At 62.6% G+C, this 25,071-nt stretch carries 34 protein-coding genes; 2 read left to right on the top strand and 32 right to left on the bottom strand.

Features of this window, described 5'->3' with window-relative positions:
- Positions 1-6: 6 nt before the first annotated feature.
- A complete protein-coding gene (locus H2040_RS05265) occupies positions 7-945 on the bottom strand; it encodes a bile acid:sodium symporter family protein (protein ID WP_287155689.1) in 939 nt (312 codons plus the stop codon).
- 3 nt (positions 946-948) lie between these two features.
- A complete protein-coding gene (locus H2040_RS05260; protein WP_287155680.1) occupies positions 949-2,013 on the bottom strand; it encodes an isoaspartyl peptidase/L-asparaginase family protein in 1,065 nt (354 codons plus the stop codon).
- 172 nt (positions 2,014-2,185) lie between these two features.
- Between H2040_RS05260 and H2040_RS05255 the strand changes: the two genes are divergently transcribed.
- Together H2040_RS05255 and H2040_RS05250 are read left to right on the top strand one after the other, a co-directional pair.
- Entirely contained in the window at positions 2,186-3,886 is a 1,701-nt protein-coding gene (locus tag H2040_RS05255; protein ID WP_287155671.1) for an autotransporter assembly complex protein TamA, read from the top strand.
- A 3-nt stretch (positions 3,887-3,889) separates the two neighbouring features.
- On the top strand, positions 3,890-8,032 hold the full coding sequence (locus tag H2040_RS05250) for a translocation/assembly module TamB domain-containing protein (RefSeq protein WP_287155663.1): 4,143 nt from the start codon (positions 3,890-3,892) through the stop codon (positions 8,030-8,032).
- A 15-nt stretch (positions 8,033-8,047) separates the two neighbouring features.
- On the opposite strand, the gene H2040_RS05245 is transcribed toward H2040_RS05250, so the two are convergent.
- From H2040_RS05245 to H2040_RS05100, 30 genes are all read right to left on the bottom strand, one after another.
- Positions 8,048-9,364: a replication-associated recombination protein A gene (locus H2040_RS05245; protein ID WP_287155656.1), complete on the bottom strand. Its 1,317-nt coding sequence runs from the start codon at positions 9,362-9,364 to the stop codon at positions 8,048-8,050.
- A gap of 61 nt (positions 9,365-9,425) precedes the next feature.
- Positions 9,426-10,847: a DegQ family serine endoprotease gene (locus H2040_RS05240; protein ID WP_287155654.1), complete on the bottom strand. Its 1,422-nt coding sequence runs from the start codon at positions 10,845-10,847 to the stop codon at positions 9,426-9,428.
- A gap of 196 nt (positions 10,848-11,043) precedes the next feature.
- Positions 11,044-11,463 carry a 50S ribosomal protein L17 gene (gene rplQ, locus H2040_RS05235; RefSeq protein ID WP_022699343.1) on the bottom strand — a complete coding sequence of 140 codons (420 nt, stop codon included), beginning with the start codon at positions 11,461-11,463 and terminating at the stop codon, positions 11,044-11,046.
- 29 nt (positions 11,464-11,492) lie between these two features.
- Positions 11,493-12,509 (bottom strand): DNA-directed RNA polymerase subunit alpha, encoded by a 1,017-nt coding sequence (locus tag H2040_RS05230; protein WP_022699342.1) that lies wholly within the window; start codon positions 12,507-12,509, stop codon positions 11,493-11,495.
- Between the two features lie 73 nt (positions 12,510-12,582).
- Positions 12,583-12,972, bottom strand: coding sequence for a 30S ribosomal protein S11 (rpsK, locus tag H2040_RS05225; RefSeq protein WP_022699341.1), 390 nt, complete (start codon positions 12,970-12,972; stop codon positions 12,583-12,585).
- 17 nt (positions 12,973-12,989) lie between these two features.
- Positions 12,990-13,358 carry a 30S ribosomal protein S13 gene (gene rpsM / locus H2040_RS05220; protein ID WP_022699340.1) on the bottom strand — a complete coding sequence of 123 codons (369 nt, stop codon included), beginning with the start codon at positions 13,356-13,358 and terminating at the stop codon, positions 12,990-12,992.
- Positions 13,359-13,480: 122 nt separating this feature from the next.
- Positions 13,481-14,077: an adenylate kinase gene (locus tag H2040_RS05215; protein ID WP_287155635.1), complete on the bottom strand. Its 597-nt coding sequence runs from the start codon at positions 14,075-14,077 to the stop codon at positions 13,481-13,483.
- Positions 14,074-15,405 carry a preprotein translocase subunit SecY gene (gene secY / locus H2040_RS05210; RefSeq protein WP_353844795.1) on the bottom strand — a complete coding sequence of 444 codons (1,332 nt, stop codon included), beginning with the start codon at positions 15,403-15,405 and terminating at the stop codon, positions 14,074-14,076. The genes H2040_RS05215 and secY overlap by 4 nt, the downstream gene beginning before the upstream one ends.
- A gap of 64 nt (positions 15,406-15,469) precedes the next feature.
- Positions 15,470-15,952: a 50S ribosomal protein L15 gene (gene rplO, locus H2040_RS05205; RefSeq protein WP_022699337.1), complete on the bottom strand. Its 483-nt coding sequence runs from the start codon at positions 15,950-15,952 to the stop codon at positions 15,470-15,472.
- Positions 15,953-16,004: 52 nt separating this feature from the next.
- Complete coding sequence (rpmD, locus tag H2040_RS05200; RefSeq protein ID WP_287155628.1) at positions 16,005-16,190, bottom strand: 50S ribosomal protein L30; 186 nt, start codon at positions 16,188-16,190, stop codon at positions 16,005-16,007.
- On the bottom strand, positions 16,191-16,745 hold the full coding sequence (rpsE, locus tag H2040_RS05195; RefSeq protein WP_022699335.1) for a 30S ribosomal protein S5: 555 nt from the start codon (positions 16,743-16,745) through the stop codon (positions 16,191-16,193).
- Between the two features lie 12 nt (positions 16,746-16,757).
- The gene (rplR, locus tag H2040_RS05190) at positions 16,758-17,123 is read right to left on the bottom strand and encodes a 50S ribosomal protein L18 (protein ID WP_287155605.1); all 366 of its coding nucleotides are present in this window, start codon (positions 17,121-17,123) and stop codon (positions 16,758-16,760) included.
- Positions 17,124-17,125: 2 nt separating this feature from the next.
- Positions 17,126-17,656 (bottom strand): 50S ribosomal protein L6, encoded by a 531-nt coding sequence (gene rplF / locus H2040_RS05185; RefSeq protein ID WP_022699333.1) that lies wholly within the window; start codon positions 17,654-17,656, stop codon positions 17,126-17,128.
- Between the two features lie 12 nt (positions 17,657-17,668).
- Entirely contained in the window at positions 17,669-18,064 is a 396-nt protein-coding gene (gene rpsH, locus H2040_RS05180; protein WP_022699332.1) for a 30S ribosomal protein S8, read from the bottom strand.
- A 10-nt stretch (positions 18,065-18,074) separates the two neighbouring features.
- Positions 18,075-18,380: a 30S ribosomal protein S14 gene (gene rpsN / locus H2040_RS05175; protein WP_022699331.1), complete on the bottom strand. Its 306-nt coding sequence runs from the start codon at positions 18,378-18,380 to the stop codon at positions 18,075-18,077.
- Positions 18,381-18,428: 48 nt separating this feature from the next.
- Entirely contained in the window at positions 18,429-18,989 is a 561-nt protein-coding gene (gene rplE, locus H2040_RS05170; RefSeq protein ID WP_022699330.1) for a 50S ribosomal protein L5, read from the bottom strand.
- Positions 18,982-19,299 (bottom strand): 50S ribosomal protein L24, encoded by a 318-nt coding sequence (gene rplX, locus H2040_RS05165; RefSeq protein WP_022699329.1) that lies wholly within the window; start codon positions 19,297-19,299, stop codon positions 18,982-18,984. The genes rplE and rplX overlap by 8 nt, the downstream gene beginning before the upstream one ends.
- On the bottom strand, positions 19,299-19,667 hold the full coding sequence (rplN, locus tag H2040_RS05160) for a 50S ribosomal protein L14 (protein ID WP_022699328.1): 369 nt from the start codon (positions 19,665-19,667) through the stop codon (positions 19,299-19,301). The genes rplX and rplN overlap by 1 nt, the downstream gene beginning before the upstream one ends.
- Positions 19,668-19,712: 45 nt before the next feature.
- Positions 19,713-19,952 carry a 30S ribosomal protein S17 gene (gene rpsQ, locus H2040_RS05155; protein WP_022699327.1) on the bottom strand — a complete coding sequence of 80 codons (240 nt, stop codon included), beginning with the start codon at positions 19,950-19,952 and terminating at the stop codon, positions 19,713-19,715.
- 2 nt (positions 19,953-19,954) lie between these two features.
- Positions 19,955-20,161 carry a 50S ribosomal protein L29 gene (rpmC, locus tag H2040_RS05150; RefSeq protein ID WP_022699326.1) on the bottom strand — a complete coding sequence of 69 codons (207 nt, stop codon included), beginning with the start codon at positions 20,159-20,161 and terminating at the stop codon, positions 19,955-19,957.
- An 11-nt stretch (positions 20,162-20,172) separates the two neighbouring features.
- Positions 20,173-20,595 carry a 50S ribosomal protein L16 gene (gene rplP, locus H2040_RS05145; protein WP_022699325.1) on the bottom strand — a complete coding sequence of 141 codons (423 nt, stop codon included), beginning with the start codon at positions 20,593-20,595 and terminating at the stop codon, positions 20,173-20,175.
- A gap of 12 nt (positions 20,596-20,607) precedes the next feature.
- Entirely contained in the window at positions 20,608-21,312 is a 705-nt protein-coding gene (gene rpsC, locus H2040_RS05140; protein WP_022699324.1) for a 30S ribosomal protein S3, read from the bottom strand.
- On the bottom strand, positions 21,312-21,692 hold the full coding sequence (gene rplV / locus H2040_RS05135; protein ID WP_022699323.1) for a 50S ribosomal protein L22: 381 nt from the start codon (positions 21,690-21,692) through the stop codon (positions 21,312-21,314). The genes rpsC and rplV overlap by 1 nt, the downstream gene beginning before the upstream one ends.
- A 2-nt stretch (positions 21,693-21,694) precedes the next feature.
- Positions 21,695-21,973: a 30S ribosomal protein S19 gene (gene rpsS / locus H2040_RS05130; protein WP_022699322.1), complete on the bottom strand. Its 279-nt coding sequence runs from the start codon at positions 21,971-21,973 to the stop codon at positions 21,695-21,697.
- A gap of 15 nt (positions 21,974-21,988) precedes the next feature.
- Positions 21,989-22,828 (bottom strand): 50S ribosomal protein L2, encoded by an 840-nt coding sequence (gene rplB / locus H2040_RS05125; RefSeq protein WP_022699321.1) that lies wholly within the window; start codon positions 22,826-22,828, stop codon positions 21,989-21,991.
- A gap of 12 nt (positions 22,829-22,840) precedes the next feature.
- On the bottom strand, positions 22,841-23,134 hold the full coding sequence (locus tag H2040_RS05120; protein WP_287155523.1) for a 50S ribosomal protein L23: 294 nt from the start codon (positions 23,132-23,134) through the stop codon (positions 22,841-22,843).
- Positions 23,131-23,751: a 50S ribosomal protein L4 gene (gene rplD / locus H2040_RS05115; RefSeq protein ID WP_287155514.1), complete on the bottom strand. Its 621-nt coding sequence runs from the start codon at positions 23,749-23,751 to the stop codon at positions 23,131-23,133. The genes H2040_RS05120 and rplD overlap by 4 nt, the downstream gene beginning before the upstream one ends.
- On the bottom strand, positions 23,751-24,548 hold the full coding sequence (gene rplC / locus H2040_RS05110; protein ID WP_353844793.1) for a 50S ribosomal protein L3: 798 nt from the start codon (positions 24,546-24,548) through the stop codon (positions 23,751-23,753). Before rplC ends, rplD begins: the two co-directional genes overlap by 1 nt.
- Positions 24,549-24,551: 3 nt before the next feature.
- Positions 24,552-24,866 carry a 30S ribosomal protein S10 gene (gene rpsJ, locus H2040_RS05105; RefSeq protein ID WP_022699317.1) on the bottom strand — a complete coding sequence of 105 codons (315 nt, stop codon included), beginning with the start codon at positions 24,864-24,866 and terminating at the stop codon, positions 24,552-24,554.
- Positions 24,867-24,964: 98 nt separating this feature from the next.
- Positions 24,965-25,071: EF-Tu C-terminal domain-related protein (locus tag H2040_RS05100; RefSeq protein WP_287155851.1), on the bottom strand; the 107-nt coding region annotated here is incomplete at its 5' end.

The raw sequence follows: 25,071 nt of genomic DNA, 5'->3' as shown, positions 1-25,071 counted from the left end.
GCTCCGCTATTTGCCGGGCGAGAGTTTAAGCGCCCGCCGGGCAAGAAAAAACCGTATGGCGCCGGCCAGCATCGCGCCGGCGAACAGGTGCCAGATGCTCCAGAAGGATGTCACCACCGCCGCGCCGCCCAGTCCGTCGAACTGGCTTAGCAGGATAAGCAGGCCCAGCCCGGCGTTCTGTATGCCCGTCTCGAAAGTGATTGCGCGCGCGGCCGGACCCGGCAAACGGGCGGCCAGCGCCAGCCCGGCGCCGAGGCCGAACGCCAGCGCATTGTGCAGAATAACCACCGGGACAACCTGCAGCCCGACGCCAATCACGACATCCCAATAGGTGATCACGCCGTTCAGGATCAAAGCAGCGATGACCGCCAGACCGAAGCCGATCAGCCAGGGACGGATGCGCGCGGCAATGCGCGGGGCCTTTTCCGCAACCGCCATTCCGGCGGCCAGCGGAACGGCGAGGATCAGGATAAGCTGGACGACAAAAGGCAGCGTATCGAGCTGGATATCGCGCAACAGAGTCGATGTCGGCGGGTATAGGCCGGACCAGAAAACGATCGAAACGGGGGTGGCGACCGCCGCGGCGACACTGGAGGTCGCGGTCAGCGAGACCGATAGCGCCGTCTCTCCCTTTGCCACATGTGTCAGGAGATTGGAGACATTGCCGCCCGGGCAGCACGCCACGACAATCATGCCAAGCGCCACGCTGGGCGGCGGCTGAAGCAGAAAGGCCAGGCCGAGGGTAAGCAAGGGCAGACCGATCAACTGCGCCCCGACACCAACCCAGAAACGTTTGGGTTCGGTCCGCAAAAAGCGGAAATGTTCGACCTTCAGCGCCAGCGCCACCGCAAACATGATGACCATCAGAACGACGGTCAGCCCGATCTGCGAACTGGCCCCAAGCTCTATGGTAACCGCATCCAGCGCGCCGGAAGGCGTCGCCACGTTCTAGTCCTCGTCGCCGTAAATCATCACTTTCGGCTCTTCGCCGGCGCGCAGATGACCGCGATACATGCCCGGCGTGTTGAAGGAAAACGCGACCGCGCCGTCCGGCGTCATCGCCACCACGCCGCCATCGCCGCCAAGCTCCGTCAAATCGCCGTGAATAACGGCGTCGGCGGCGGTCTGAATGTCTTCACCCTTATACTTCACGTGGTCACAAACGGCGCTGGCCACCGTCAGCCGGATGAAATATTCGCCCGTTCCCGTCCCCGAGACCGCACAGGACTCATTGGACGCATAAGTTCCCGCGCCGATGATCGGAGAGTCGCCAACCCGGCCCCATAATTTGGCCGTGGTGCCGCCCGTCGACGTTCCGGCGGCGATATTGCCTTCCCGGTCCACCGCGACAACGCCCACCGTGCCGAATTTGTGCTCGCGCTCCATCAGGTTCAGCGCGGCGTCGTCGACCGTCTCCTCTTCGGGGGCGGCAACGCCTTCAGGACGATCCGGGGCCGGAAGCCCTTTCTCCTCCAGGGTCCGCAGCAGGGATTGCCAGCGGCGCTCGGTGAAAAAATGCGAGGGCGCGACCAGCTCGGCGCCCGCCTCTTCCGCGAACGTCTCCGCCCCGGACCCGGCGAGCATGACATGCGGGCTGTCCGTCATGACCAGGCGGGCCAGCGTAATCGGGTGGCGCACCCGCGTGACCCCGGCCACGGCCCCGGCGTTCAGCGTTTCGCCGTCCATGATGGAGGCGTCCAGTTCGTTCCGGCCGGCGGCGGTGAAGACCGCGCCCTTGCCTGAATTGAATTTCGGGTCATCTTCCATTGTGCGTATGGTGACCTCGACCGCGTCGAGCGCGCTGGCGCCGATTTCGAGCTGCCCCGCGCCAAGGCGCAACGCGTCTTCCAGCGCCGCGCGATATTCGGCCTCCATTGCGGGCGACATGTCGCCGCGCTCTATAACGCCGGCGCCGCCATGCAGCGCGATTGCCCATTCCGGGTTGTCCTGCGCCGACGCGGCTGCTGAAAACAGCAGTGCTGAGAAACAAATTGCAGATGTGAGCCGTTTCATCAAAAAGCCTCCATATTCTCGCCTATGGTGCGTCGCATTCGGCTGCGTCTCAAGCGCAGTATGTTTTTGTGTCCACGATTATTCTGAAGCGGTGCGTCCACTGATCCGATCTCGAAAATCAAACCGCGCCGTCAGCCGGGCCGCCCTCGCCAGCGCCTGCGCCGGCTTTGCCTTGCTTGCAACTGGCTCTGCGTTCGCGGCGCCCGAAATTCGTCTGCCGGACGAACATGAGGGCCTGAGGGAGGAAATCGACCGCATTCTTCCCGATAGCGAATCCGGAAACCTGATCGAGGCGCGGCGCAACGCCCGTGACGCCGCCCGCCGGATCGACCAGCTGTTGCGCTCTCAAGGCTATTACGCCGCCCAGATCGAATCCTTCGCGGAGGCGAGCGAGCCGCCGCAGGCGATTGTCGATGTCCGGCCCGGACCGCGCTTCATGTTCGGATCGCTGACATTCGATTATTCCCGCCCGCTATATGACCCGGCGATTGCCGAGCGTATTCGCGCCGGAGCGGAATTGACGTCCGGAGAACCGGCGCTGGCGGAAAAGGTCGTGGCCGCGGAAGCGCAGGCGGTCACTAGATTGCGGGAAGCCGGGTATCCCGACGCCCAGGCAGACCGGCGGCGGGCCGTGGTCGACCACGCCAGCGACAAGATGAACGTGACCTTCAACCTGGAGACGGCCCGCCCCGCCCGCTACGGCGAACTTGTCGTATGCGAGGACTGTAACATCCGCCCCGGCTATTTCCGCTCCTTCAGCACGTTCGAAGAAGGCGAGATTTACGACCCGGAAGATATCCAGACCTATTCAGACCGCATCGCCGGGACAGGCGCTTTCGACTCTGTGGACATCAAACTGGCCGAAGCGCCCGAAGGCGAAGGCTGGGCCCGGCGCGACATTCTGGTCAGCGTGGAGGAAGGCAGGACTCGGACGATCGAGGCGGGCGCCAGCTATTCCACCAGCGAAGGAATTGGCGTCGAAACGCTCTGGACCAAGCGCAACATCTTCGGCGGAGCCGAAACGCTGCGCCTCTCGGCCAAGCTGGCCAGCCTGGAGCGCAATCTCCACGCCGAGCTGGACTTCCCGCATTTCTTCTATCCGGACCGCACATTCACGGTGCTGGGCGACGTAACCCAGGAAGAAACGGACGCGTTCGACCGCAAGGCGGCAACGGCCGGCGTGCGCGCCGAACAACCCATCACGGAATATATCGTCGGTACTCTGGGCGCGGAGGTCGAAGTCAGCCGTGTCGAGGATTTCCAGACGGGCGAGCGTGATTTCGCCATCCTCTCCGGCCTTGCCGATGTGCGCTATGACGATACCGACGACACGCTGGATCCAACGGAAGGATTCCGGGCAGGCGTGACGCTGGCCCCGGCGACCGGTTTTGGCGATGAAGAACTGGTCTATCTGCGCGCGGTCACCAATTTCTCCACCTACAAGCAGGTTTCGGGCAATCCCCGGATTGTTCTGGCCGGCCTGTTCCGCGCCGGCACGATTTTCGGCGCTTCGGCCGCCGACCTTCCGGCGGACCGGCGCTTCTATGCCGGCGGCGGCGGTTCCGTCCGCGGCTTCCCTTATCAGGGCATCGGCCCGGAGGACGCCGAAGGCGACCCCATTGGCGGACGGTCCCTGATCGAGATGAGCGCCGAGGTGCGCGCCAAACTGCGCGGCCGCTGGGGCGGCGTGGTGTTTGTGGATGCGGGTTCGGTCGAACGGGACGGTTTGCCGGGCTTCGAGAATCTTCAGACCGGCGCGGGCGTCGGCGTTCGGTATCACACCGACTTCGGCCCCATCCGAGGCGATGTCGCCTTCCCCCTGTCCGGCGGGGACGGCGTGCAGATCTATCTGAGCATCGGTCAGGCGTTCTGATCGATGAAAGTCTGGTCCAGAAAATGGGTTCGCTACAGCACCCTCGGCCTCGCCGGGTTTCTGGTGTTGTTGTCGCTCGTCATCGTCGGCTTGCTGAGCTTCACGATGTCCGAGTCCGGCGCGCGCTTTGCGCAATCCAAGCTGGACGGGCGCAAGATTGGCGGCGCGGGGACGCTGCAAATTGAAGGTCTGCACGGCAATTTGCTCTCAAGCCTCGAGGCCAACCGTATTGCTTTGGTCGATGAAGACGGAACGTGGCTGGAGATCGAGGATGTGATTCTTCGCTGGCGCCCGGTGCGCATGGTCCGCAAGAACCTGATCATCGAGGAGCTGGCCGCAGACACCATCACGCTTTACCGCCTGCCGGAGTCCGAGGAAGAGGCGCGCGAAGACGGCGGCGGAGGCGCTCTGCCCGTTTCAATCCGGCTGGACCGTCTGAATATCGACCGCTTCGACATCCGGGAGGACGCATTTGGACAGCCCGCGGTTCTGCGGGCCGAAGGCGAAGCCCGATACAGCCCGGGCGGCCGCACCCGTATCGTCCTGAACGCCGAGGAATTGACCGAGAACAAGGACCGTCTGGCCCTGAACCTGTCTCATCAACCGGGCGAAGGCGTTGCGCTGGACCTGGATGCGCAGAGCGCCGCCAATGGGCTGATATCCGAACTGATGAATGCGCCCGAGGGCGAAGACACCACCCTCACCGCCCTGCTTTCCGGAGACGAGCAGGATGGCGGCGGCGATCTGGGTCTGGCCTTCGGTGAAAACACCATCGCCGACGCCGCGATCGCCTGGACCGAAACAAGGCTGGATATAGAAGGACAACTGAACATGGGCGGCTGGCCCATGCTGTCCGCGCTTTCCAGCCGGGCCGGTGACCAGGCCGATTTCGATATCACGATCGGCGATTTCAAAACCGAGACCCGCGCGCTGGATATTTCCATCGACGCGCCACTGTTGAGCGTGGAGGCGTCGGGCGCCGACCTCACCGAAGGCGTGAACACCGATCTCACATTGCGCCAGCTGGGCGACTGGTCCGGCGGGGCCGTGCAGGCCAGTATTTTGAACTGGAACGGCGTGATCCGCCGGGCCGATGGCATTATTTCCGGCGAAGGCGTGGCGGAGCTGGAGGCTCTGGAGGCGTCGCTATTGAAAGCCGGGCGAGTCACCGGACCCGTTGCCTTTACCTATGGCGACGGCGGTATCGGGTTTGAAGGCGATCTGGCGATGACGTCCGTCACCTCGACACAGGCGGCGCTGGACAATCTGCTGGCCGACCGCGTCACGGCCGCTTTGCAAGGCCGCTACGACCTTGAGTCCGGTCAGGTCAGTATCGACCCCCTGACGGTCCGCGGCGGACTGAGCGCGGACGCCCGCATCGCCTATGGCGTGAAGTCCGGCGTCATGGAAGTCGACGCCCGCGTGAGCGAAGCCGATCTGGCGCAGCTTTCCGAGAGTTTTGGCGGCCGGTTGAACGCCCGCGCCGAAGTGCGCCGCGGCGGCAGTGACTCGCCCTATCGAATCCGGCTTCAGGGCGGCGTCCAGGGCTTTGCGGCCGAACAGGAACTGATCGGCGACATCGTCGGCGCCGATCCGCGCTATACGGCCAATGTCAGCATCGCAAGCTCCGGACAAATCACCGTGGACGAGGCCCGCATCGAATCCGAAAAATCGGCGTTCGGCGCGACAGGAACGCTGGGATCTGAGGACGGCTACGGTCTGGACCTGGAGGGCCGGATCAATGGCCCCCTGACGGTTGGCAGCGCGGAAATCGGGGGCACGATTCTGGCGCGTGGCGCGCTCAGCGGTCCGCTGGACGATCCGTCCATCAATCTCACCCTGTTTGCCGATACGCTGGACGCCGGCGGAGTCGCATTCCAGCGTCCGCGCACCGAGTTCAAGGTTGAGAGCCTGACCGGCGAGTTGAAAGCCGATGTTATTGCCGAAGCCGAAACCAAATATGGCCCGGCGGCCGCCTCTTTCACGGCGGCGCGCAGCGAATCCGGTCTGCAGCTCGGCGATTTGCGCGCCGAACTGGCTGACGTAACTGCCGCGGGCAATCTGGCGCTGGGCAATGGCGGCGCTGAGGGCTCTGTCGAACTGACCAAGACCGGGGAAGGCCCCTCGCCCTATCCCGGCGCGCTGGACGGATCGCTGACGCTATCCACGCGCAATGATCGGCAATATGTCGCCCTGTCGGTCGAGGGCGAGAGCCTGCTCTTCCCGGAACAGGATATCCGGCTGGAGACCGTTTCCGCACAAACCGAAGGCTATCTCGACAATTTGGAATTCACCCTCGCCGCCGATGGCTCCGTCCGCGGTCTGCCCTCCACGCTAAAAGCGCAAGGTGTGCTGCAAGACTCCGAGACCGGCCGGCGCGTGACAGTGGACTTTAACGGAGAGTACGGGCGTCTGGCGTTTTCCACGCGGGATCCGCTTACCTATCGCTTTGGCGGCGGCGAGAGCCAGTTGCGCGCGTCCCTGAGTTTCGACGAGGGCGTGCTGAATCTGGAGCTGGATAGCAGTCCGGAAATCCGGCGGCTGGCGCTGGAGGTAAGAGACGCGCCATTGGCGGTCCTGGAAGCCATGCGCGCGGGCGCGCGCCTGCGCGGCACGTTGAACGCGGACGCTGAAATCATCAATCGCAACGGCGAACTGTCCGGCGATCTTCGCGCGGCGGTAAACGACGCCCATGTCGCTGACGACGACCTGCCGCCGGTGAACGTGACGCTGACCGGCGATGTAACCCAGTCCAGCCTGGACCTGACCCTGGAAGCGCGCGACGAGGCCGACATGCGCGCAAACGGCAATGCCAGCATCGCCATCAACCCCAATGCCGGCTTGATCCCCGTGGCGCTTAATTCCGACGGCCCGCTAAGCGGTCAGGCGGCGCTTCAGGGCGCGATAGATTCCATCGCCTCGCTTGTGACCGGCCCGGAACAGCGGCTGGGCGGCGACATTGATGCGCGGCTGACGCTGGGCGGCACGATGAGCCGGCAGGACTTCAACGGCACGGTTCAACTGAGCAACGGCCGCTTCGATGACGGCGTGTCCGGCATTGCGCTGCGCGATCTGGAAACGCGTGCCGAGTTCGCTAATGGCCGCGTGGCGGTTACACAGCTGGAGGGCCGTGATGAAGAGGACGGAACCCTCTCCGGCAGCGGCCAGGCGCGATCTGTCGAAGGCGGCTGGAGCGGCGAAATCAGCGCCAACTTCCAGAATTTCCAAGTCGCCAACCGCCGGGATGCACAGGTCGACGCCAGCGGCGAGATTTCAATCAATATCGATCCCGAGTCACCGACCATCGAAGGCGATATCAATATCAACCGGGGCGAATTCCGTCCTCCCAACACCGGTCCGCCCGGCGTAACGACGATCGAAGTCGTGGAAATCAACAAGCCCGGCCAGGAAAACCCCGAGGAAGAAACGGTTTCGGGGCGCGGGCGTACGCCGTTCACTCTGGATATTTCGCTGGATGCGCCGCGCCGGCTGTTTGTCCGCACCAATACCGTGAACGTGGAAATGGGACTGGACGCCCGGATCGGCGGCACCAGCGCCAGCCCGAAAATCTTCGGAACAGCCAGCGTGATACGCGGCGACGCCGATTTCGCCGGTGAACGCTTCACGTTCAATGAAGGCGAGATCCGCTTTGAGGGCGATCCCCTCCAGTCGGAGCTGGATCTGACCGCCACCCATGACGCGGCCGAACTGACCGCCTTCATCAATGTCACCGGCACCCCGCAGGAGCCGCGTATTTCGCTGACCAGCCAGCCGCCCTTGCCGGAAGACGAAATTCTGGCGCGGGTTCTGTTCGGTCGTTCCGTCAGCCAGTTGTCAGGGCTCGAAGCGGCGCAGATGGCCGCGGCGCTTTCCAGCCTGGCCGGCGGCGGCGGGTTCGATGCGCTCGGCCAGATCCGTTCCGGCCTGGGGCTGGACCGTCTGAGCATCGCCAGCGGGTCTTCAGGAACCGTGGTAACGGGCGGCCAGTATCTGACCGACGATGTCTATCTGGAGCTATCCAGCGGCGGGATTGAAGGCCCGGCCGCCCAGATCGAGTGGCAGGCCTTGAAGAACTTCGCCGTTATCTCCCAATTCGGCTCGGCGAAAAATACCAGCGTGTCGGTGCGCTGGCGGAAGGACTACTGACAAGCGCCCTGATGTTCAGGAATCGCGGCCGCGGCGGTTTTCACGAAGCTCCCGCCAGCGTTTCAGCCGCTCGAGGATTCGGCCCTCCGCGCCTTCGCCCTTCGGATTGTAGAAGATCGGACGGTCTTTCATTTCATCGGGGAAATAATCCTGCCCGGACGCGCCCTCCGGCGCATCATGGTCGTATTCGTACCCCTTCCCGTAGCCCATATCCTTCATCAGCTTTGTCGGCGCGTTGCGGATATGCGCAGGCGGCATGAGCGAGCCGGTCTCCTTGGCTGCGCGCATGGCGGCCTTGAAGCCCACGTAAACGGCGTTGGACTTGGGCGCGACGGCCATGTGAACCACGGCCTGCGCTATCGCCAGCTCCCCCTCCGGACTGCCGAGAAACTGATAGGCGTCCTTGGCGCGGAGCGCGGACGTCAGAACCGATGGATCGGCCAGCCCGATATCCTCGACCGCCATGCGCACGACGCGGCGCGCCACATAGAGCGGATCCTCGCCCCCCGACAGCATCCGCGCCAGCCAATAAAGCGCCGCGTCGGGGTCTGATCCCCGAACCGATTTATGGAGCGCGGAGATGAGATTGTAGTGTTCCTCCCGGTCCTTGTCGTAAACCGGGGCGCGGCGCTGCAGCAGTTCGGACAGCTCCGCCGTCTCGATCGGCTCCTTGCGGTCCAGCGCGTAGACTTCCTCCACCAGGTTCAGGAAATAACGGCCATCGCCGTCCGCCAGCGCCTTCAGGGTTTCGCGCGCGCCCTGGGTCAGCGGCAAAGGCGCGTCCAGATAGGTTTCCGCCCTCTGGGCCAGTGTTTCCAGAGCCGCGTCATCCAGACGCTTCAGGACGAAAACCTGACACCGGGACAACAGGGCGGCGTTGATTTCAAAGGACGGGTTTTCGGTGGTGGCGCCGATGAGCGTGACCACGCCCTCTTCCACATAGGGCAAAAAACCGTCCTGCTGAGAGCGGTTGAACCGGTGAATCTCGTCCACGAATAGCAAGGTGCCCTCACCCGCCGCCCGGCGCCCCTTGGCCGCCTCGAACGCCTTGCGCAGATCGGCAACGCCGGAGAACACCGCCGACAGGGATTCAAAGTGTAGATTGGCGTGCTGGGCGAGCAGCCGGGCAATCGTGGTCTTGCCCGTACCGGGCGGGCCCCACAAAATTACCGATGACAGACGGCCGGCCGCCACCATCCGTGCAATGGGCCCATTATCAGCCAGCAAATGACCCTGTCCCGCGACCTCGTCCAGGCTGGCGGGGCGCAGGATATCGGCGAGCGGGCGTGGCGCGCCTTTCTCAAGGCCGGCGGCTTCGAAAAGATTGGACATGCCGTCCAGACTAGCCCACCTCCCCGCACGCGGGAAAAGCTTTGATGCAGGCCCGGTCCGCCTATAGGCGGAAGGTGCGGGAAATTTGCCGGTCGCCGCGTTCAATCGTGATCGGCCAGGACTTTGCGCCCTCCAGACGCTGCAGCATACGGTCCAGATTCCGGGTGCTCTCGACGCGGCTATCGCCCAGAGAAATCAGGCGATCACCGGGCCGGAAGCCAAAATAGTCCGCGGCCGAACCACGCGCGACGTCAATGACGATCACGCCTTCATCCAGCGGGTCCAGACCCAGCTCATCAGCGTAAGCCGGGGAAAGATTGGCAACCTTCAGGCCCTGCAAAGGGCTGGCGCTTTCGACCACGCGCTCATCCTTCGCCGGTTTTTCAGGCGCGGCCTCGGCGCGGAACCCGATCTCTCTGGTTCCGCCGTCACGGATCACATTGAACGCAGCGTCTTCGCCAATCCGGCGCGTGGCCAGCAGAAAACGAACGCCCTGTTCGTCATAGACTTCGGAGCCGTCAACGGAGGTGATGACATCGCCTTGTTCAAGCCCGGCCTCGTCCGCCGGTCCGCCTTGATAAATCTCGCTCACCAGCACGCCCTGCGGCCGGGAGAGGTCGAGGGCCGCGGCGAGATCCGGCGTCACGGTCTGGAGACGCGCGCCAAGCCAGGGCCGGACGATCTTGCCGTCCTCCAACGCCGATTCCACCACCCGCTGGACCAGTTCGGACGGTATGGCGAAACCGATGCCGTTGGACCCGCCCGAACGGGAAAAGATCGCGGTATTCACCCCGACCAGATCGCCGTTCAGATCCACAAGGGCGCCACCGGAATTACCCGGATTGATGGCCGCGTCAGTCTGGATGAAAAAGGAATAATCGGTCAGGCCGACATCGGTCCGCGCCAGCGCGGAAACGATGCCTTGCGTCACGGTCTGCCCCACCCCGAACGGGTTGCCGACCGCCATAACCAGATCGCCGACCTCCAGGTTGGACGACATGGAGAAATCCAGCGTGGGCAGGATTTCCTCGCCCGTGTCGATCTTCAGCACGGCCAGATCCGTCCGCTCATCGGCCAGCAGGACTTCGGCGTCGAATTCGCGCCGGTCAGGGAGGCTGACCGTCAGTTCCTGCGCCCCTTTTACAACGTGATAATTCGTCACGATTACGCCGTCCTGCCGAACAATCACGCCGGACCCCAGCGACTGGGCCAGACGTTGACGCCCACGCGGCTGTGCGCCCTCGCCAAAGAAGAAATCCAGCATGGACACCCGCTGATTGACCACGCGTGTCGAGTTCACATTTACGACTGCGGGACCGACGCGTTTTGCGACGGGCGCGAAAGACAGCTTGATCTCACCGACAGATTCCGGCGCGCGCTTTTGCAGGGCATCGCCAGTCTGAGGCTCGGAGTCGTTTTGACCACAGGCCGGGGCGGCCAGAAGAAGCGCGGGGGCAAGAACCAGAATACGCAGGAAAGACATGGGCAATGCGATCTCCTTTGGTTGAAGTGTCGCACAAATAAGGGCGCGCGCATCAAATTTGAAGCGCGCCAGCATGTCAGCACAGAGGCGATGAAGCGAGCCTGAACGCGTGCTTAACTGGCTGCAATGTTACGCAAAAAATAAAAGGGCGGCCCAAACAGGACCGCCCTTTTCAAATCAGATCCGGAAAGAAACCTTACGCTTCCGCGGCTTCTTCCATTTCAACCCGCTCACGGTCTTCCTTGCCGCGCGCCTCGGGGTCGCGATCGACAAGTTCGATCACGGCCATCGGGGCATTGTCGCCATAGCGGAAGCCGGCTTTCAGCACGCGGATATAGCCGCCCTGACGCTCTTCATAGCGCGGGCCGAGCGTGTCAAAGAGCTTCTTGACCATATCCTCGTCGCGAACGCGGCCAACCGCGATACGGCGCGATCCGATATCGCCCTTCTTGGCGAGGGTAATGAGCTTCTCCACAAACGGGCGCAGCTCTTTCGCCTTGGGCAGAGTCGTGACGATCTGCTCGTGCTTGATCAGGGAAGCCGCCATGTTCGCGAACATCGCCTTGCGGTGTTCGTGGGTGCGGTTCAGCTTCCGGTATCCGTTACCGTGACGCATGATTCAACAAGTCCCTTGCGGAGCCAGCTCTAGATCTGGTCTTCGTATTTCTTCGCCAGCTCTTCGATGTTGTCGGGCGGCCAATCCGGCACTTCCATGCCGAGGTGGAGCCCCATCTGGGCCAGCACTTCTTTGATTTCGTTCAGCGACTTGCGCCCGAAGTTCGGCGTGCGGAGCATTTCCGCCTCCGACTTCTGGATCAGGTCGCCAATATAAACGATATTGTCGTTCTTCAGGCAGTTCGCCGAACGCACGGACAGCTCCAGCTCGTCGACCTTCTTGAGAAGGGACGGGTTGAAGTCCAGCTCCGGCTTGGAGTCTTCCGGAACGGCCTGACGCGGCTCTTCGAAATTGATAAAGACCTGAAGCTGGTCCTGCAGGATACGCGCGGCGTACGCCACGGCGTCTTCCGGCGTGACCACGCCATTGGTTTCCATCTCCAGAACCAGCTTGTCATAGTCCAGGACCTGACCTTCACGGGTGTTTTCAACCGTGTAGGAGACCCGCTTGACCGGCGAATACAGCGCATCGACGCCAATCAGGCCGATCGGAGCGTCTTCCGGACGGTTCTGCTCGGCCGGGACATAACCCTTGCCGGTGTCGACCGTCAGCACCATGCGAAGCTCGGCGTCTTCGTCGAGCGTGCAGATAAAGTGATCCTTGTCGAGAATCTCGACGTCCGCCGTTTCCTCGATATCCTTCGCCGTCACTTCGCCCGGACCGGACGCTTTCAGCGTCAGGTGCTTGGGACCTTCGGAGTGAACGCGCAGCGCGAGCTGCTTGAAGTTCAGGATGATGTCGGTGACGTCCTCACGCACGCCCGGAATGGACGAAAACTCGTGCACAACGCCGTCGATTTGCACGGCGTTGACCGCAGCGCCCTGAAGCGAGGACAGAAGCACGCGGCGAAGAGCGTTGCCCAGCGTCATGCCAAAGCCGCGCTCCAGCGGTTCGGCGATCAGCTTGGCCTGGCGGGATTCGTCGTGGCCGGGTTCGATCACCGGCTTCATCGGACGGATCAGGTCTTGCCAATTCTTTTCAATCACGTTGGACCCTCACCTTTAAGTGGGTTTTGTCCGGAACAAGAGCGCGAACCGCCCGCCCGGACAGATTCAAAAACTAGACGCGGCGGCGCTTCGGCGGGCGGCAGCCATTGTGCGGGATCGGCGTCACGTCGCGAATTGTCGTGATCGTGAAACCAACAGCCTGCAGCGCGCGCAGCGCCGACTCACGGCCTGAACCCGGACCGGACACATTGACTTCCAGCGTCTTCACGCCGTGCTCCTGGGCCTTGCGGCCCGCGTCTTCCGCCGCGACCTGCGCCGCATACGGGGTGGACTTGCGCGAGCCCTTGAAGCCCATCGTCCCGGACGTAGACCAGGAGATGGTATTGCCCTGCACGTCGGTGATGGTGATCATGCAGTTGTTGAACGAGGCGTTCACGTGCGCGACGCCGGAAGTGATGTTCTTCCGCTCGCGGCGGCGGACGCGTCCTGTTTCCTTGGCCATGGGTCTTGCCTACCTGCTTACTTTTTCTTGCCGGCGATGGGTTTCGCCGGGCCCTTGCGCGTGCGCGCATTGGTGTGCGTGCGCTGGCCGCGCACCGGCAGGCCGCGGCGGTGCCGCAGGCCACGATAATTGCCCAGGTCCATGAGCCGCTTGATATTCACCGCGACCTCCCGGCGAAGATCGCCTTCAACCGTGAAGTCACGGTCGATGATCTCGCGGATCTGGGTCACCTCGGCGTCGGTCAGTTCATTGACGCGGCGCTCGAGCGGCACTCCGGCCTGCTCGGTGATGTTGCGGGCGGTCGTCGGACCAATCCCGTGAATGTAGGTCAGCGCGATCTCTACGCGCTTATTCGTCGGAATGTTGACGCCGGCGATACGTGCCACAGTAAATCTCCATAAACGAAACCGCGATAAGGGGCCTCTAACGTCCAGTTGTTAGCCCGGACGCGAGAGGCTCTCGCCCTTTTTCGCGGAAGTCGGCTGTTATACGCCCGTCGGTGACAGAATCAACCGGCGGACTGAGCTTCGCTTTCCTTTTCTGCATCAAGGATGGCGGCGATATCAGACGCCACCGCCTCGATACTCTCCAAACCATTCACCTCACGCACCTTCCCCTGTGATTCGTAATAGGGAAGCAGCGCTTCGGTCTGGGCCCGGTAGTTCGCAAGACGATTCCGGAGGGTTTCCTCGTTATCGTCCGCACGGCCTTCATCCTTGGCGCGCTGGTGGACGCGGCGAATCAATTCGTCGCCATCCTCCACAGCCAGGCGAATCACCAGATTCACCTGCATGCCGTGGGCGCGCAGCATTCCGTCCAGCGCCTCGGCCTGAGCCGGGGTGCGCGGAAAGCCGTCAAAGATGAAGCCCTTCGCATTCTTGTGTGTTTCGAGTTCGCTCTCGATCAGCTCGATCACGATTTCGTCCGAAACCAGGTCGCCGCGATCCATGATCCCGGCCACCTTCTTGCCCAGCGCGGTGCCGGAACTGCGGGCGGCGCGGAGCATGTCGCCCGTGGAGAGCTGCACGAAGCCGCGCTCTTCCACCAGCTTCTTGGCCTGGGTGCCCTTCCCGGCGCCCGGCGGTCCGAAAATGACCAGGTTCATCGTTTACGCCCCCGCAGTTTCGATCGCTTGATCAGGCCCTCATATTGATGCGCCAGCAGGTGCGACTGGATCTGCGAAACCGTATCCATGGTCACCGACACGACGATGAGGATGGACGTGCCGCCCAGAGCGAACGGAATATTGGTGCCCTGCGCCCGGAGATATTCCGGAATGACGCAGACAAAGGCCAGATAGATCGCGCCAATCGTGGTCAGGCGGGTCAGCACGTAATCGATATATTCCGCGGTCCGCTTGCCCGGCCGGATGCCCGGCAGGAACCCGCCATATTTACGCAGGTTATCGGCCGTATCTTCCGGGTTGAACACGATCGAGGTGTAGAAGAACGCGAAGAAAATGATCATGGCGCAATACAGGGCCAGATAGGCCGGCTGTCCCGGGCCAAGAAGCGCGGTCACGGTTTGCAGCCACTCCGGCGAATCCTGTCCCGCGAAGCCGCCCAGAGTGGCCGGCATCAGCAGAATGGAGGATGCAAAGATCGGCGGAATAACGCCTGCGGTGTTCAGCTTCAGCGGCAGGAACGAGCTTTCGCCGCCGAACATGCGGTTGCCGACCTGACGCTTGGGATACTGGATCAGCAGGCGGCGCTGGGAGCGCTCCATGAACACGATGAACAGGATCAGCCCGACCGCGCCGGCAAGAATGAGCAGGAACAGAAGCGGTGAGAGGTTTCCGGTGCGCGCAGCGGAGAAAAGCTGCGCCAGCATGCGCGGAAACTCGGCGACGATACCGGCAAAGATGATCAGGGAGATACCGTTGCCAACGCCCCGGGCGGTAATCTGCTCGCCCAGCCACATCAGGAACATCGTGCCGCTGACCAGCGTAAGCACGGCGGAAATACGGAAATACCAGCCCGGATCGACCACAAGGCCGCCGACCTCCAGCCCGACCGCAATCGAATAGGCCTGGAACGTCGCCAGGAAGACGGTCAGATAGCGGGTATACTGGTTGATCTGTTTGCGGCCCGTTTCCCCTTCCTTCTTCAGCTTCTCGAGCGAAGGAATGGAAACCGCCATGATCTGCATGATGATCGAGGCGGTGATGTAGGGCATCACGTTAAGGGCGAAAATCGCCATGCGCTCGACAGCGCCGCCCGAAAAGGCGTTGAAGACGCCAAGAATGCCGTTGGAGGCATTCTGGAAAGCCTGATTGAAAGCCGCCGGATCGATGCCCGGAACGGGGATATAGGTCCCCAGCCGGTACACGACGAGCGCGCCCAGAGTGAACAGGATACGCTTTTGCAGCTCGGACGCCTTGGCGAACGCCGAGAAGTTCATGTTCTGGGCGAGTTGTTCAGCGGCTGACGCCATGAAATCTCCAAAAGCCTATAAGCGGCGGCGCGCCCGCTGCGGGGCGCGCCGCCCTAGAGTTCGATTACTCGGCTGACTTGGCGTTTTTCGCGCCGGTCACGGTGACCTTGCCGCCCGCTTTCTCGACCGCTTCGATCGCGCCCTTGGACGCGCCGGTCACGGTGATCTCCAGCTTGGCTTTCAGCTCGCCCGTGCCCAGGAGACGCACGCCGTCCAGGCGGCGGCGGACAACGCCGGCTTCGATCAGCGCGGCTTCGTCCAGCGCCTTCTTGGCGTCCAGCTTCTTGGCGTCGACGGCCTGTTGCAGGCGGCCGATATTGACCTCTGCAAAGGACAGGCGGTTCGGCTTGTTGAAGCCGCGCTTGGGCAGGCGCCGGTCGATCGGCATCTGGCCGCCCTCGAAGCCCTTCAGGGCAACGCCCGAACGGGACTTCTGACCTTTTTGACCGGAACCGGACGTCTTGCCCAGACCCGAGCCAACACCACGGCCGCGGCGCTTGCGGTCCGCATAGGCGCCGGGGTTATCACGCAATTCGTTGAGTTTCATGCTTTCCTCCAGAAGAGACTCGGCTGTGCCTTACGCGTCTCTGGATTGATACCTAGTCTTCTACGATCTCCACCATATGGGAGACTTTCCGGATCATGCCACGCACTTCCGGCGTATCTTTCAGCGTACGGGTGCGTCCGATGCGGTTAAGGCCCAGACCGACCAGCGTTGCGCGCTGGTCTTTCGGGCGGCGGATCGGCGAACCGGTCTGCTTGATGGTAACGGTCTTGTCGGCCATCTACGCCTCCATAGCGGACGGGTCGCTGACGCCGTCCTGACGGCGACCGACCAGATCCGAAACTTTCAGACCACGCTTGGCGGCGATGCCGCGCGGGCTGGTCTGGTTCTTCAGCGCGTCAAACGTCGCGCGGATCATGTTGTACGGGTTCGACGAACCGGTGGACTTGGCGACCACGTCCTGAACGCCAAGCGATTCCAGAACCGCGCGCATCGGACCGCCGGCGATGACGCCGGTGCCCGGAGGCGCCGCCCGCAGAAGCACCTTGCCGGCGCCATGACGGCCGCGGCCGTCATGATGCAGCGTGCGCCCTTCGCGGAGCGGAACACGGATCATGGTCTTCTTGGCTTCCTCGGTCGCCTTGCGGATGGCCTCCGGCACTTCGCGCGCCTTGCCATGCCCAAAGCCGACGCGGCCTTTCTCGTCACCCACGATGACCAGAGCGGCAAAGCCGAAACGGCGGCCGCCCTTGACCACGGAAGCGACGCGGTTGATGTGGACCAGCTTGTCGACGAACTCGTTATCGCGTTCGCGGTCGTCATTACGACGGGCCATAATTACGTCCTCTTAGAAATTCAGTCCGCCTTCACGGGCGGCGTCCGCCAGGGCTTTCACCCGGCCGTGATACAGATATCCGCCGCGATCGAAGACAACGCTTTCGACGCCAGCCTTCTTCGCGCGCTCGGCGACCAGCTTGCCGACCTTGGCGGCGGCGTCGGAATCCGCGCCGCTCTTGCCCTTGGCCGTCACGCCGTCATCCAGCGAGGACGCGGCGGCCAGAGTGCGGCCTTCGCGATCGTCGATGATCTGCGCATAGATGTGCTTGGACGAACGAAAGACCGAAAGGCGCGGGCGTTCGGTGCCAGGGCCTTTGCGGATATTCGAACGGACACGGAAAGCGCGCCGTTGGCTTTTCTGCCTGGGATCTTTCATCGCTACTTCTTCTTGCCTTCTTTGCGCAGGATGTACTCGCCCGCATAACGCACGCCCTTACCCTTGTAGGGCTCCGGCGGACGGAAGCGGCGGATCTCCGCGGCAACCTGACCAACTGCCTGTTTGTCCGCGCCCTCGACCTTCACTTCGGTCGGCTTGGGCGTGGTGATCTGGATGCCCTGCGGCGGCTCATACACGACTTCGTGGCTGAGGCCGAGGTTCAGGACCAGCGACTGACCGCGCATCTGCGCGCGGTAACCAACGCCGACCAGCTCCAGGTCTTTCGTGAAACCCGTGGCCACGCCCTGGACGAGGTTATCGACCAGCGACCGGGACAGCCCCCACATCGCCGTGCCCTTTTCCGGGGTCAGCGGCGTGATGGTGATGCCATCCTCGCCCTTCTCGGCTTTCACCGAGTCCACCAGCGTCAGCTCGAGCTGGCCTTTCGGGCCTTTCGCGCGAACCGTCTGGCCGTCCAGCGTGACTTCGACGCCGCTCGGGATTTCGACCGGGTATTTTCCGATACGTGACATTATCCGGCCCCCTTAGCTTACGTGACAGAGGATTTCGCCGCCGACATTCTGTTCGCGCGCGGCATGGTCGCTCATCACGCCCTTGGGCGTGGAGAGAATCGCAATGCCGAGCCCGTTCTGAACGCGGGGCAGTTCGCGGACCGACGAATAAACGCGGCGGCCCGGCTTCGAAATACGAACGATATCGCTGATCACCGGATCGCCCTCATAATATTTGAGTTCGATTTCCAGCGTGTGCACGCCATCCGCCTCGACCTCGGCATAGCCGCGGATATAGCCCTCTTCCTGGAGGACATCGAGAACACGGGCGCGCAGTTTGGACGCCGGCGTCACCACTTTGTTCCGGTTGCGCATCAGCGCATTCCGGATACGGGTCAGCATATCGCCGATAGGATCATTCACAGCCATCAGTGCGTCCTCACCAGCTCGACTTCGTGATGCCCGGGATCTCGCCAGAGTTCGCAAGATTGCGAAGCTCGATCCGGTTCATCTTGAACTTGCGGTAGTAACCGCGCGGACGGCCCGTCAGTTCGCAACGGTTGCGAATGCGCGACGGGGCGGAATTCCGCGGCAGTTCGGCCAGCTTGAGCTGGGCCGCGAAGCGTTCCTCGATCGGACGCTCCTGATCACGCGCAATCGCTTTCAGCTCAGCCCGCTTCTCAGCGTACTGGTCCGCCATGCGCTTGCGCTTGTCATTCCGTTCTATGGCGCTTTTTTTAGCCATTTAATCCTCCTGATCGCGGAGCCTCACGACTCCGCACTCCCTGATGCGTCAGCTCGTGAACGGGAAATCGAACTCGGCCAACAGGGCTTTTGCTTCTTCATCGGTCTTGGCGTTCGTGCAGACCACGATATCCATTCCCCAGACCGTCTCGACGTCGTCGTAATTGATCTCGGGGAACACAATGTGCTCCTTCAGGCCCATCGAGTAATTCCCGCGCCCGTCAAAGCTCTTGGCTCTGAGGCCCCGGAAATCCCGAACGCGCGGCAGGGCAACGCTCACGAGACGGTCCAGAAACTCATACATGCGTTCGCCGCGCAGGGTCACCTTGGCGCCAATCGGCATGCCTTCGCGCAGCTTGAAGCCGGCGATCGACTTCTTGGCCGTCGTCGTCAGGGCCTTCTGACCCGCAATGATGGTCAGGTCCTCAACAGCGGACTTGACCTTCTTGGTGTCGTTCACGGCTTCGCCGACCCCGATATTCAGCACGACTTTATCGAGCTTCGGGATCTGCATTTCGTTGGTATAGCCGAACTTCTCTTTCAGGCGCGCGCGAATCTCTTCGCGATAGCGCGTCTTGAAGCGCGGCGTGTATTCCTTGGCCTCAGACATCGATGACCTCGCCCGATTTCTTGGCGACGCGGACTTTCTCGCCACTGTCCAGCGTCTTGATCCCGACCCGCGTGGCGCCGCCTGATTTCGGATCGGCGTGCGCCACGTTGGAAACGTGGATCGACAATTCTTTTTCCTTGATCCCGCCGGGATCCATCTGGCTCGGACGCTGGTGACGCTTGGCCACGTTCACGCCCTCGACGACGACACGGGATTCAGACGGCATGACGCGCACGACCTGGCCGGTCTTGCCCTTGTCCTTGCCCGTCAGAATGACGACGCGATCGCCCTTTTTAATTTTCGCAGCCATTAGAGAACCTCCGGCGCGAGCGAAATGATCTTCATGTGTTGCTTGGCGCGCAGCTCACGCGGCACCGGCCCGAAGATACGCGTGCCGACCGGCTCGCCCGCATTGTTCACGATCACCGCGGCGTTCGTGTCAAAACGGATGACGGAGCCGTCAGCGCGCTTGATGTCCTTGGCGGTGCGCACGACAACGGCGCGGCGAACCTCGCCCTTCTTCACGCGGCCGCGCGGCTGAGCTTCCTTCACGGAAACAACGATGATGTCGCCGACATGCGCATAGCGCCGGCCGGCGCCGCCCAGAACCTTGATGCACTGGACGCGGCGGGCGCCGGAATTATCGGCAACCTCTAGATTTGACTGCATCTGAATCATGCAGAGTCTCCAACCCTTCTAGTGGGGCCGTGCGATCGAAAGCCTTTAGGCTCCAACCGCGCCGACAACCTCCCAGCGCTTCAGTTTAGACTTCGGCGGACATTCACTGATCTCCACCAAGTCGCCGACATTGAAGGCATTGCCTTCATCATGCGCGTGGTACTTCTTCGACCGGCGCACTGTTTTCTTGTACAGCGGGTGCAGGAAGGTCCGCTCGACGCGGACAACAACCGTCTTCTCACCCTTGTCGCTCACCACGACGCCCTGCAGAATTCGCTTCGGCATCGTTAGCTCCCTTTATTCTCGGCCGAGCGTTTGACGCCCAGCTCAGTCTTCAGCCGCGCAATATCGCGGCGGACGGTGCGCACGCGCGCCGTATTCTCAAGCTGTCCGGTCGCCTGCTGAAAGCGCAGATTGAACTGCTCTTTCTTCAGCTTGACGATCTGGTCGCGGAGCTGGTCCTGGCTCATCGCGTGGATGTCAGCGCTATCCATCGACTTCTCTCCTAAGCACTCTCTACGCCGTCACGGACGACGATTTTGGTTTTGATCGGCAGCTTGGCCGCGCCCAGGCGCAGAGCCTCGCGGGCGACGGAATCAGGCACGCCGTCAATCTCGAACATGATGCGGCCCGGCTTGACCTTGGCCGCCCAGTATTCCGGCGAGCCCTTGCCTTTACCCATGCGGACTTCGGTCGGTTTCTTGGAAACCGGCACGTCCGGGAAAATCCGGATCCACACACGGCCCGCACGTTTCATGTGGCGGGTAATGGCGCGGCGCGTCGCCTCGATCTGGCGCGAGGTGATGCGCTCGGGCTGCATGGCTTTCAGGCCGTAAGACCCGAAATTCAGAGCCGCGCCGCCTTTGGCGTTGCCCTTGATGCGCCCTTTATGCGCCTTGCGATATTTTGTTCGCTTCGGTTGCAGCATCGTCTCTAACCTTTACGCGGCCTGGCGGCCCGAACGGGCGCGCTGTTCGCCGGAATCCTGTTGGCGTTTCTCAGAGGCGAGCGGATCGTGCTCCATGATCTCGCCTTTGTAGATCCAGACCTTCACGCCGATCTTGCCCATCGCGGTATCGGCTTCAGCCGTTCCGTAATCGATGTCGGCGCGAAGCGTGTGAAGCGGCACGGAGCCTTCCTGGTAACGCTCGATGCGCGCGATCTCGGCGCCGCCCAGACGGCCGCCCGTCTGAATCTTGCAGCCCTTCGCGCCGAGGCGCATGGCGGACTGCAGCGAACGCTTCATGGCGCGGCGGAACGCAACACGGCGCTCCAGCTGCTGCGCGACGTTCTCGGCGACCAGCGTGGCGTCGACTTCCGGCTTGCGGACCTCGACGATGTTGAGGAAGACCTCGCCATCGACGATCTTGTCCAGCTCGCGGCGCATGGACTCGATGTCCGCGCCCTTCTTGCCAATCACGACGCCCGGACGGGCAGTGTAGATGGTCACGCGGCACTTCTTGTGCGGACGCTCAATGACGATCTTCGACACGCCGGCGGACTTCAGGCGCTTCTTCAGCATCCGGCGGATCTTGATGTCTTCCATCAGCAGATCGCCGTATTCGCCGGTGTTCGCGTACCAACGCGAATCCCACGTCTTGTTGATGCCGAGCCGCAGCCCGATCGGGTTTACTTTATGGCCCATTAGACGGCCTCCTCGACTTCGCGCACGACGATGGTCAGCTCAGAGAACGGCTTGAGGATCCGGGCGCCGCGGCCCCGCGCACGGGCGCGGAAACGCTTCATCACCAGGTTCTTGCCGACAAAGGCTTCGGACACGACCAGCGAGTCGATATCCAGGCCGTGATTGTTTTCCGCGTTCGCAATCGCCGATTCCAGCGCCTTGCGGACATCCTTGGAGATACGCTTGTGCGAAAACTCCAGCTCCGCCAGCGCCTTCTCAGCCGTCTTGCCGCGAATGGATTGCGCGACAAGGTTCAGCTTCTGAGGGCTGGTGCGAAGCAGACGGAGCTTCGAGCGGGCCTCGTTATCCGCGAGGCGGCGTTCAGCCTTGGCCTTACCCATGACTACTTCCTCTTCGCCTTCCGGTCCGCCTGGTGGCCGTAATAGGTGCGGCTGGGGGCGAACTCGCCGAGCTTGTGGCCGACCATGTCTTCGGTCACCAGCACGGGGATGAATTTGTGGCCGTTATGAACCTGGAACGTCAGGCCCACGAATTGCGGCATAATTGTCGAACGGCGCGACCAGGTCTTGATCGCTTGCTTACGCCCGCCTTCATGAGCAGCTTCCGCCTTCTTGAGCAGATAGCCGTCAACGAACGGACCTTTCCAAACAGAGCGTGACATTTTCTCTCAGCTCTCCTAACGGCGCTTTTTCTTTTGGTGACGGGAGCGAATGATGAACTTGTCAGTCGCCTTGTTCTTGCGCGTCTTCGCGCCTTTGGTCGACTTGCCCCAGGGGGTGACCGGGTGACGGCCGCCCGAGGTGCGGCCTTCGCCGCCGCCGTGCGGGTGATCAACCGGGTTCATCGCAACGCCGCGCACCGCCGGGCGTTTGCCCATGTGACGCTTGCGGCCCGCCTTGCCAAGATTGATGTTCAAATGGTCCGGGTTGGAGACCGCGCCAACGGTCGCCATGCAGATATCTTCCACCATGCGAAGCTCGCCGGAGGACAACCGGATCTGGGCATAGCCCTGGTCACGGCCGACCAGCTGCGCGAACGCGCCGGCCGAACGGGCGATCTGACCGCCCTTTTTCGGCTTCATCTCGATATTGTGGATGATCGTGCCGACCGGCATCGCCTTCAGAGGCATGGCGTTGCCCGGCTTCACGTCCGCCTTGTCGGCGGCGATCACCGAGTCGCCGACGCTCAGGCGCTGCGGCGCGAGGATATAGGCCTTTTCGCCGTCCTCGTACTTGATCAGCGCGATGAACGCGGTGCGGTTCGGATCGTATTCCAGACGCTCGACCGTCGCGGCGACATCAAGCTTGGTGCGCTTGAAATCGATGACGCGGTACAGCTTCTTGGCGCCGCCGCCACGCCGGCGGGAGGTCACCCGGCCGACATTGTTACGCCCGCCGGAAGACTTCAGACCTTCGGTCAGCGTCTTCTCGGGGCGCCCGTGGTGCAGCTCGCTGCGGTCGACCAGGACCAGAGCCCGGCGTCCCGGCGAGGTGGGATTGAACTTCTTGAGAGCCATTATCCTATCCGCCTACAATCCAGTCGTGACATCGATCGAGTGACCTTCTTCGAGGGTCACGATCGCTTTTTTCATGTCGGAACGCCGGCCCTCGACACGACGAAACATTTTCGTCTTGCCCTTCTGGCGAAGCGTGTTCACAGCCGCGACTTTCACTTTGAAAAGCCCCTCGACCGCTTCCTTGATCTCGGTCTTGTTCGCGGTCAGCGGCACTTCAAAAACAACCTTGTTCTCCTCTGAGAGCAGGGTCGCTTTCTCGGTCACTACCGGCGCGACAATCGTGTCATAGTGCTTGGCGTTGCTCATTTCAGGCGCGCCTCCAGCGCTTCGACAGCGTCCTTGGTCAGCACCAGCGTATCGCGGCGCAGCACGTCATAGACATTGATGCCCTGAACCGGCAGCACGTCGACTTCCGGGAAGTTGCGCGCGGCGCGGGAGAAATTCTCGTCCAGCGTCTCGCCGCCAACAATCAGGGCGCTTTTCACGCCAAGATCGGCAAAAGCCTTCCGCAGCGCGGCCGTCTTGGGCTCTTTCAGCTCGGCGCTGTCGAGAACGATCAGCGTCTTGCCGCCCAGCTTGGAGCTCAGCGCATGCTTCAGGCCCAGCTTGCGAACCTTCTTCGGCAGGTCGTGACCGTGATCGCGGACCCGCGGGCCGTGCGCCACGCCGCCGCCGACAAAGATGCCGGCCGAACGCGCGCCATGACGCGCGCCGCCCGTGCCCTTCTGGCGATAGGCTTTCTTCTTGGTGCGCGAGATTTCACCGCGCTCCTTGACCTTGTGGGTGCCGGCCTGGCGGTTCGCCAGTTGCCAGCGGACCACGCGGTGCAGCACGTCCGAGCGCGGCTCAAGTCCGAACACGGACTCGTCCAGCTCGATCGAACCGGCCGCTTTGGCCTCCAGGGTTTGAACGTCGATCTTCATTATTCTTCGCCGCCCTTGTCTTCGGAGCTGTCAGCATCGGCCGCGGCGTCCGCAGCTTCAGCTTCGTTCTCGGCCGGGGCTTCCGCCTCGGCTTTGGCCGCAGATTTCTTGTCTTCGGCGCCCGGCGCGCGGAACGCGCCCGGCATCGGAACCTCGTCCACGCCGATGCCCTTCACGGCGTCGCGGATCTCGATCCAGCCGCCCTCGGGGCCCGGCACCGCGCCAAGCACCAGAACCAGACCGCGGTCCACGTCCACGCGAACCACTTCAAGGTTCTGCGTGGTGACGCGCTTGGCGCCCATCTGGCCCGCCATCTTCTTACCCTTGAAGACACGGCCCGGATCCTGGCACTGACCGGTCGAGCCGTGGCTACGGTGAGAGATGGACACGCCGTGCGTGGCGCGCAGGCCGCTGAAGTTGTGACGCTTCATGGCGCCGGCAAAACCTTTACCGATAGAGATGCCCGACACATCGACCTTCTGACCATTCACGAAATGATCGGCCGTGATCTCGGACCCGACATCGATGAGGTTGTCCTCGGCGACGCGGAACTCGATCAGCTTTTTCTTCGGCGTGACACTGGCCTTCGCGAAACGCTCGCGCTCGGCTTTCGACACGCGCTTGACCTTGGCCGCGCCCGCGCCGAGTTGCAGCGCGGAATAACCGTCGCGCTCGCCCGTACGCTGGGCGACGACCTGGCATTCCTGCAGTTGCAGGACGGTCACCGGGATATGGGCCCCGTCGTCGTTAAAGACGCGGGTCATGCCCATCTTCTTGGCTATAACTCCGGATCGCATGACTTAACGCTCCAGGCTGATCTGAACGTCCACGCCCGCGGCCAGGTCGAGCTTCATCAAAGCATCGACGGTCTGCGGGGTCGGATCGACAATGTCCAAAAGGCGCTTGTGCGTGCGCACCTCAAACTGCTCGCGCGACTTCTTGTCGACGTGCGGCGAGCGGTTCACGGTGAAACGCTCCTTGCGCGTCGGCAACGGAATCGGGCCGAGCACAGTCGCGCCTGTACGCTTGGCGGTCGAGACGATCTCACGCGCGGAGCTGTCCAGCACGCGATGATCAAACGCCTTCAAGCGGATGCGAATATTTTGACGTTCCATGACGGTCTTCCGTTATCCGACGAGCGGTCTTCTGATTAAGCCGGGCGGCGTTTTGAAGTGCCGCCCGGAAAATGCGCCCCTCGTCAGGTTCTTGCTTCCTACTCGATGATTTTCGACACGACGCCGGCGCCGACGGTGCGTCCGCCTTCGCGGATGGCGAAGCGCAGGCCCTGGTCCATGGCGATCGGCGTGATCAGCTCGACCG

Origin of the sequence: Euryhalocaulis sp., assembly GCF_013911995.1 — a bacterium.
Classification (GTDB): Bacteria; Pseudomonadota; Alphaproteobacteria; order Caulobacterales; family Maricaulaceae; genus Euryhalocaulis; species Euryhalocaulis caribicus.
Note: the sequence above shows the minus strand (reverse complement) of the source record. Positions and strands in the feature narration are given on the sequence as shown.

Bases quoted from the DNA above. Each gene is read 5' to 3' on its own strand.
- H2040_RS05260 (WP_287155680.1), bottom strand. From the start codon at position 2,013: ATGAAACGGCTCACATCTGCAATTTGTTTCTCAGCACTGCTGTTTTCA.
- H2040_RS05250 (WP_287155663.1), top strand. From the start codon at position 3,890: ATGAAAGTCTGGTCCAGAAAATGGGTTCGCTACAGCACCCTCGGCCTC.
- H2040_RS05245 (WP_287155656.1), bottom strand. From the start codon at position 9,364: ATGTCCAATCTTTTCGAAGCCGCCGGCCTTGAGAAAGGCGCGCCACGC.
- H2040_RS05240 (WP_287155654.1), bottom strand. From the start codon at position 10,847: ATGTCTTTCCTGCGTATTCTGGTTCTTGCCCCCGCGCTTCTTCTGGCC.
- rplQ (WP_022699343.1), bottom strand. From the start codon at position 11,463: ATGCGTCACGGTAACGGATACCGGAAGCTGAACCGCACCCACGAACAC.
- rpsK (WP_022699341.1), bottom strand. From the start codon at position 12,972: ATGGCCAAGGAAACAGGACGCGTCCGCCGCCGCGAGCGGAAGAACATC.
- H2040_RS05215 (WP_287155635.1), bottom strand. From the start codon at position 14,077: ATGAACCTGGTCATTTTCGGACCGCCGGGCGCCGGGAAGGGCACCCAG.
- secY (WP_353844795.1), bottom strand. From the start codon at position 15,405: ATGGCGTCAGCCGCTGAACAACTCGCCCAGAACATGAACTTCTCGGCG.
- rplO (WP_022699337.1), bottom strand. From the start codon at position 15,952: ATGAAACTCAACGAATTGCGTGATAACCCCGGCGCCTATGCGGACCGC.
- rpmD (WP_287155628.1), bottom strand. From the start codon at position 16,190: ATGGCCGACAAGACCGTTACCATCAAGCAGACCGGTTCGCCGATCCGC.
- rpsE (WP_022699335.1), bottom strand. From the start codon at position 16,745: ATGGCCCGTCGTAATGACGACCGCGAACGCGATAACGAGTTCGTCGAC.
- rplR (WP_287155605.1), bottom strand. From the start codon at position 17,123: ATGAAAGATCCCAGGCAGAAAAGCCAACGGCGCGCTTTCCGTGTCCGT.
- rplF (WP_022699333.1), bottom strand. From the start codon at position 17,656: ATGTCACGTATCGGAAAATACCCGGTCGAAATCCCGAGCGGCGTCGAA.
- rpsH (WP_022699332.1), bottom strand. From the start codon at position 18,064: ATGGCTGTGAATGATCCTATCGGCGATATGCTGACCCGTATCCGGAAT.
- rpsN (WP_022699331.1), bottom strand. From the start codon at position 18,380: ATGGCTAAAAAAAGCGCCATAGAACGGAATGACAAGCGCAAGCGCATG.
- rplE (WP_022699330.1), bottom strand. From the start codon at position 18,989: ATGTCTGAGGCCAAGGAATACACGCCGCGCTTCAAGACGCGCTATCGC.
- rplX (WP_022699329.1), bottom strand. From the start codon at position 19,299: ATGGCTGCGAAAATTAAAAAGGGCGATCGCGTCGTCATTCTGACGGGC.
- rplN (WP_022699328.1), bottom strand. From the start codon at position 19,667: ATGATTCAGATGCAGTCAAATCTAGAGGTTGCCGATAATTCCGGCGCC.
- rpsQ (WP_022699327.1), bottom strand. From the start codon at position 19,952: ATGCCGAAGCGAATTCTGCAGGGCGTCGTGGTGAGCGACAAGGGTGAG.
- rpmC (WP_022699326.1), bottom strand. From the start codon at position 20,161: ATGGATAGCGCTGACATCCACGCGATGAGCCAGGACCAGCTCCGCGAC.
- rplP (WP_022699325.1), bottom strand. From the start codon at position 20,595: ATGCTGCAACCGAAGCGAACAAAATATCGCAAGGCGCATAAAGGGCGC.
- rpsC (WP_022699324.1), bottom strand. From the start codon at position 21,312: ATGGGCCATAAAGTAAACCCGATCGGGCTGCGGCTCGGCATCAACAAG.
- rplV (WP_022699323.1), bottom strand. From the start codon at position 21,692: ATGGGTAAGGCCAAGGCTGAACGCCGCCTCGCGGATAACGAGGCCCGC.
- rpsS (WP_022699322.1), bottom strand. From the start codon at position 21,973: ATGTCACGCTCTGTTTGGAAAGGTCCGTTCGTTGACGGCTATCTGCTC.
- rplB (WP_022699321.1), bottom strand. From the start codon at position 22,828: ATGGCTCTCAAGAAGTTCAATCCCACCTCGCCGGGACGCCGGGCTCTG.
- H2040_RS05120 (WP_287155523.1), bottom strand. From the start codon at position 23,134: ATGAGCAACGCCAAGCACTATGACACGATTGTCGCGCCGGTAGTGACC.
- rplD (WP_287155514.1), bottom strand. From the start codon at position 23,751: ATGAAGATCGACGTTCAAACCCTGGAGGCCAAAGCGGCCGGTTCGATC.
- rplC (WP_353844793.1), bottom strand. From the start codon at position 24,548: ATGCGATCCGGAGTTATAGCCAAGAAGATGGGCATGACCCGCGTCTTT.
- rpsJ (WP_022699317.1), bottom strand. From the start codon at position 24,866: ATGGAACGTCAAAATATTCGCATCCGCTTGAAGGCGTTTGATCATCGC.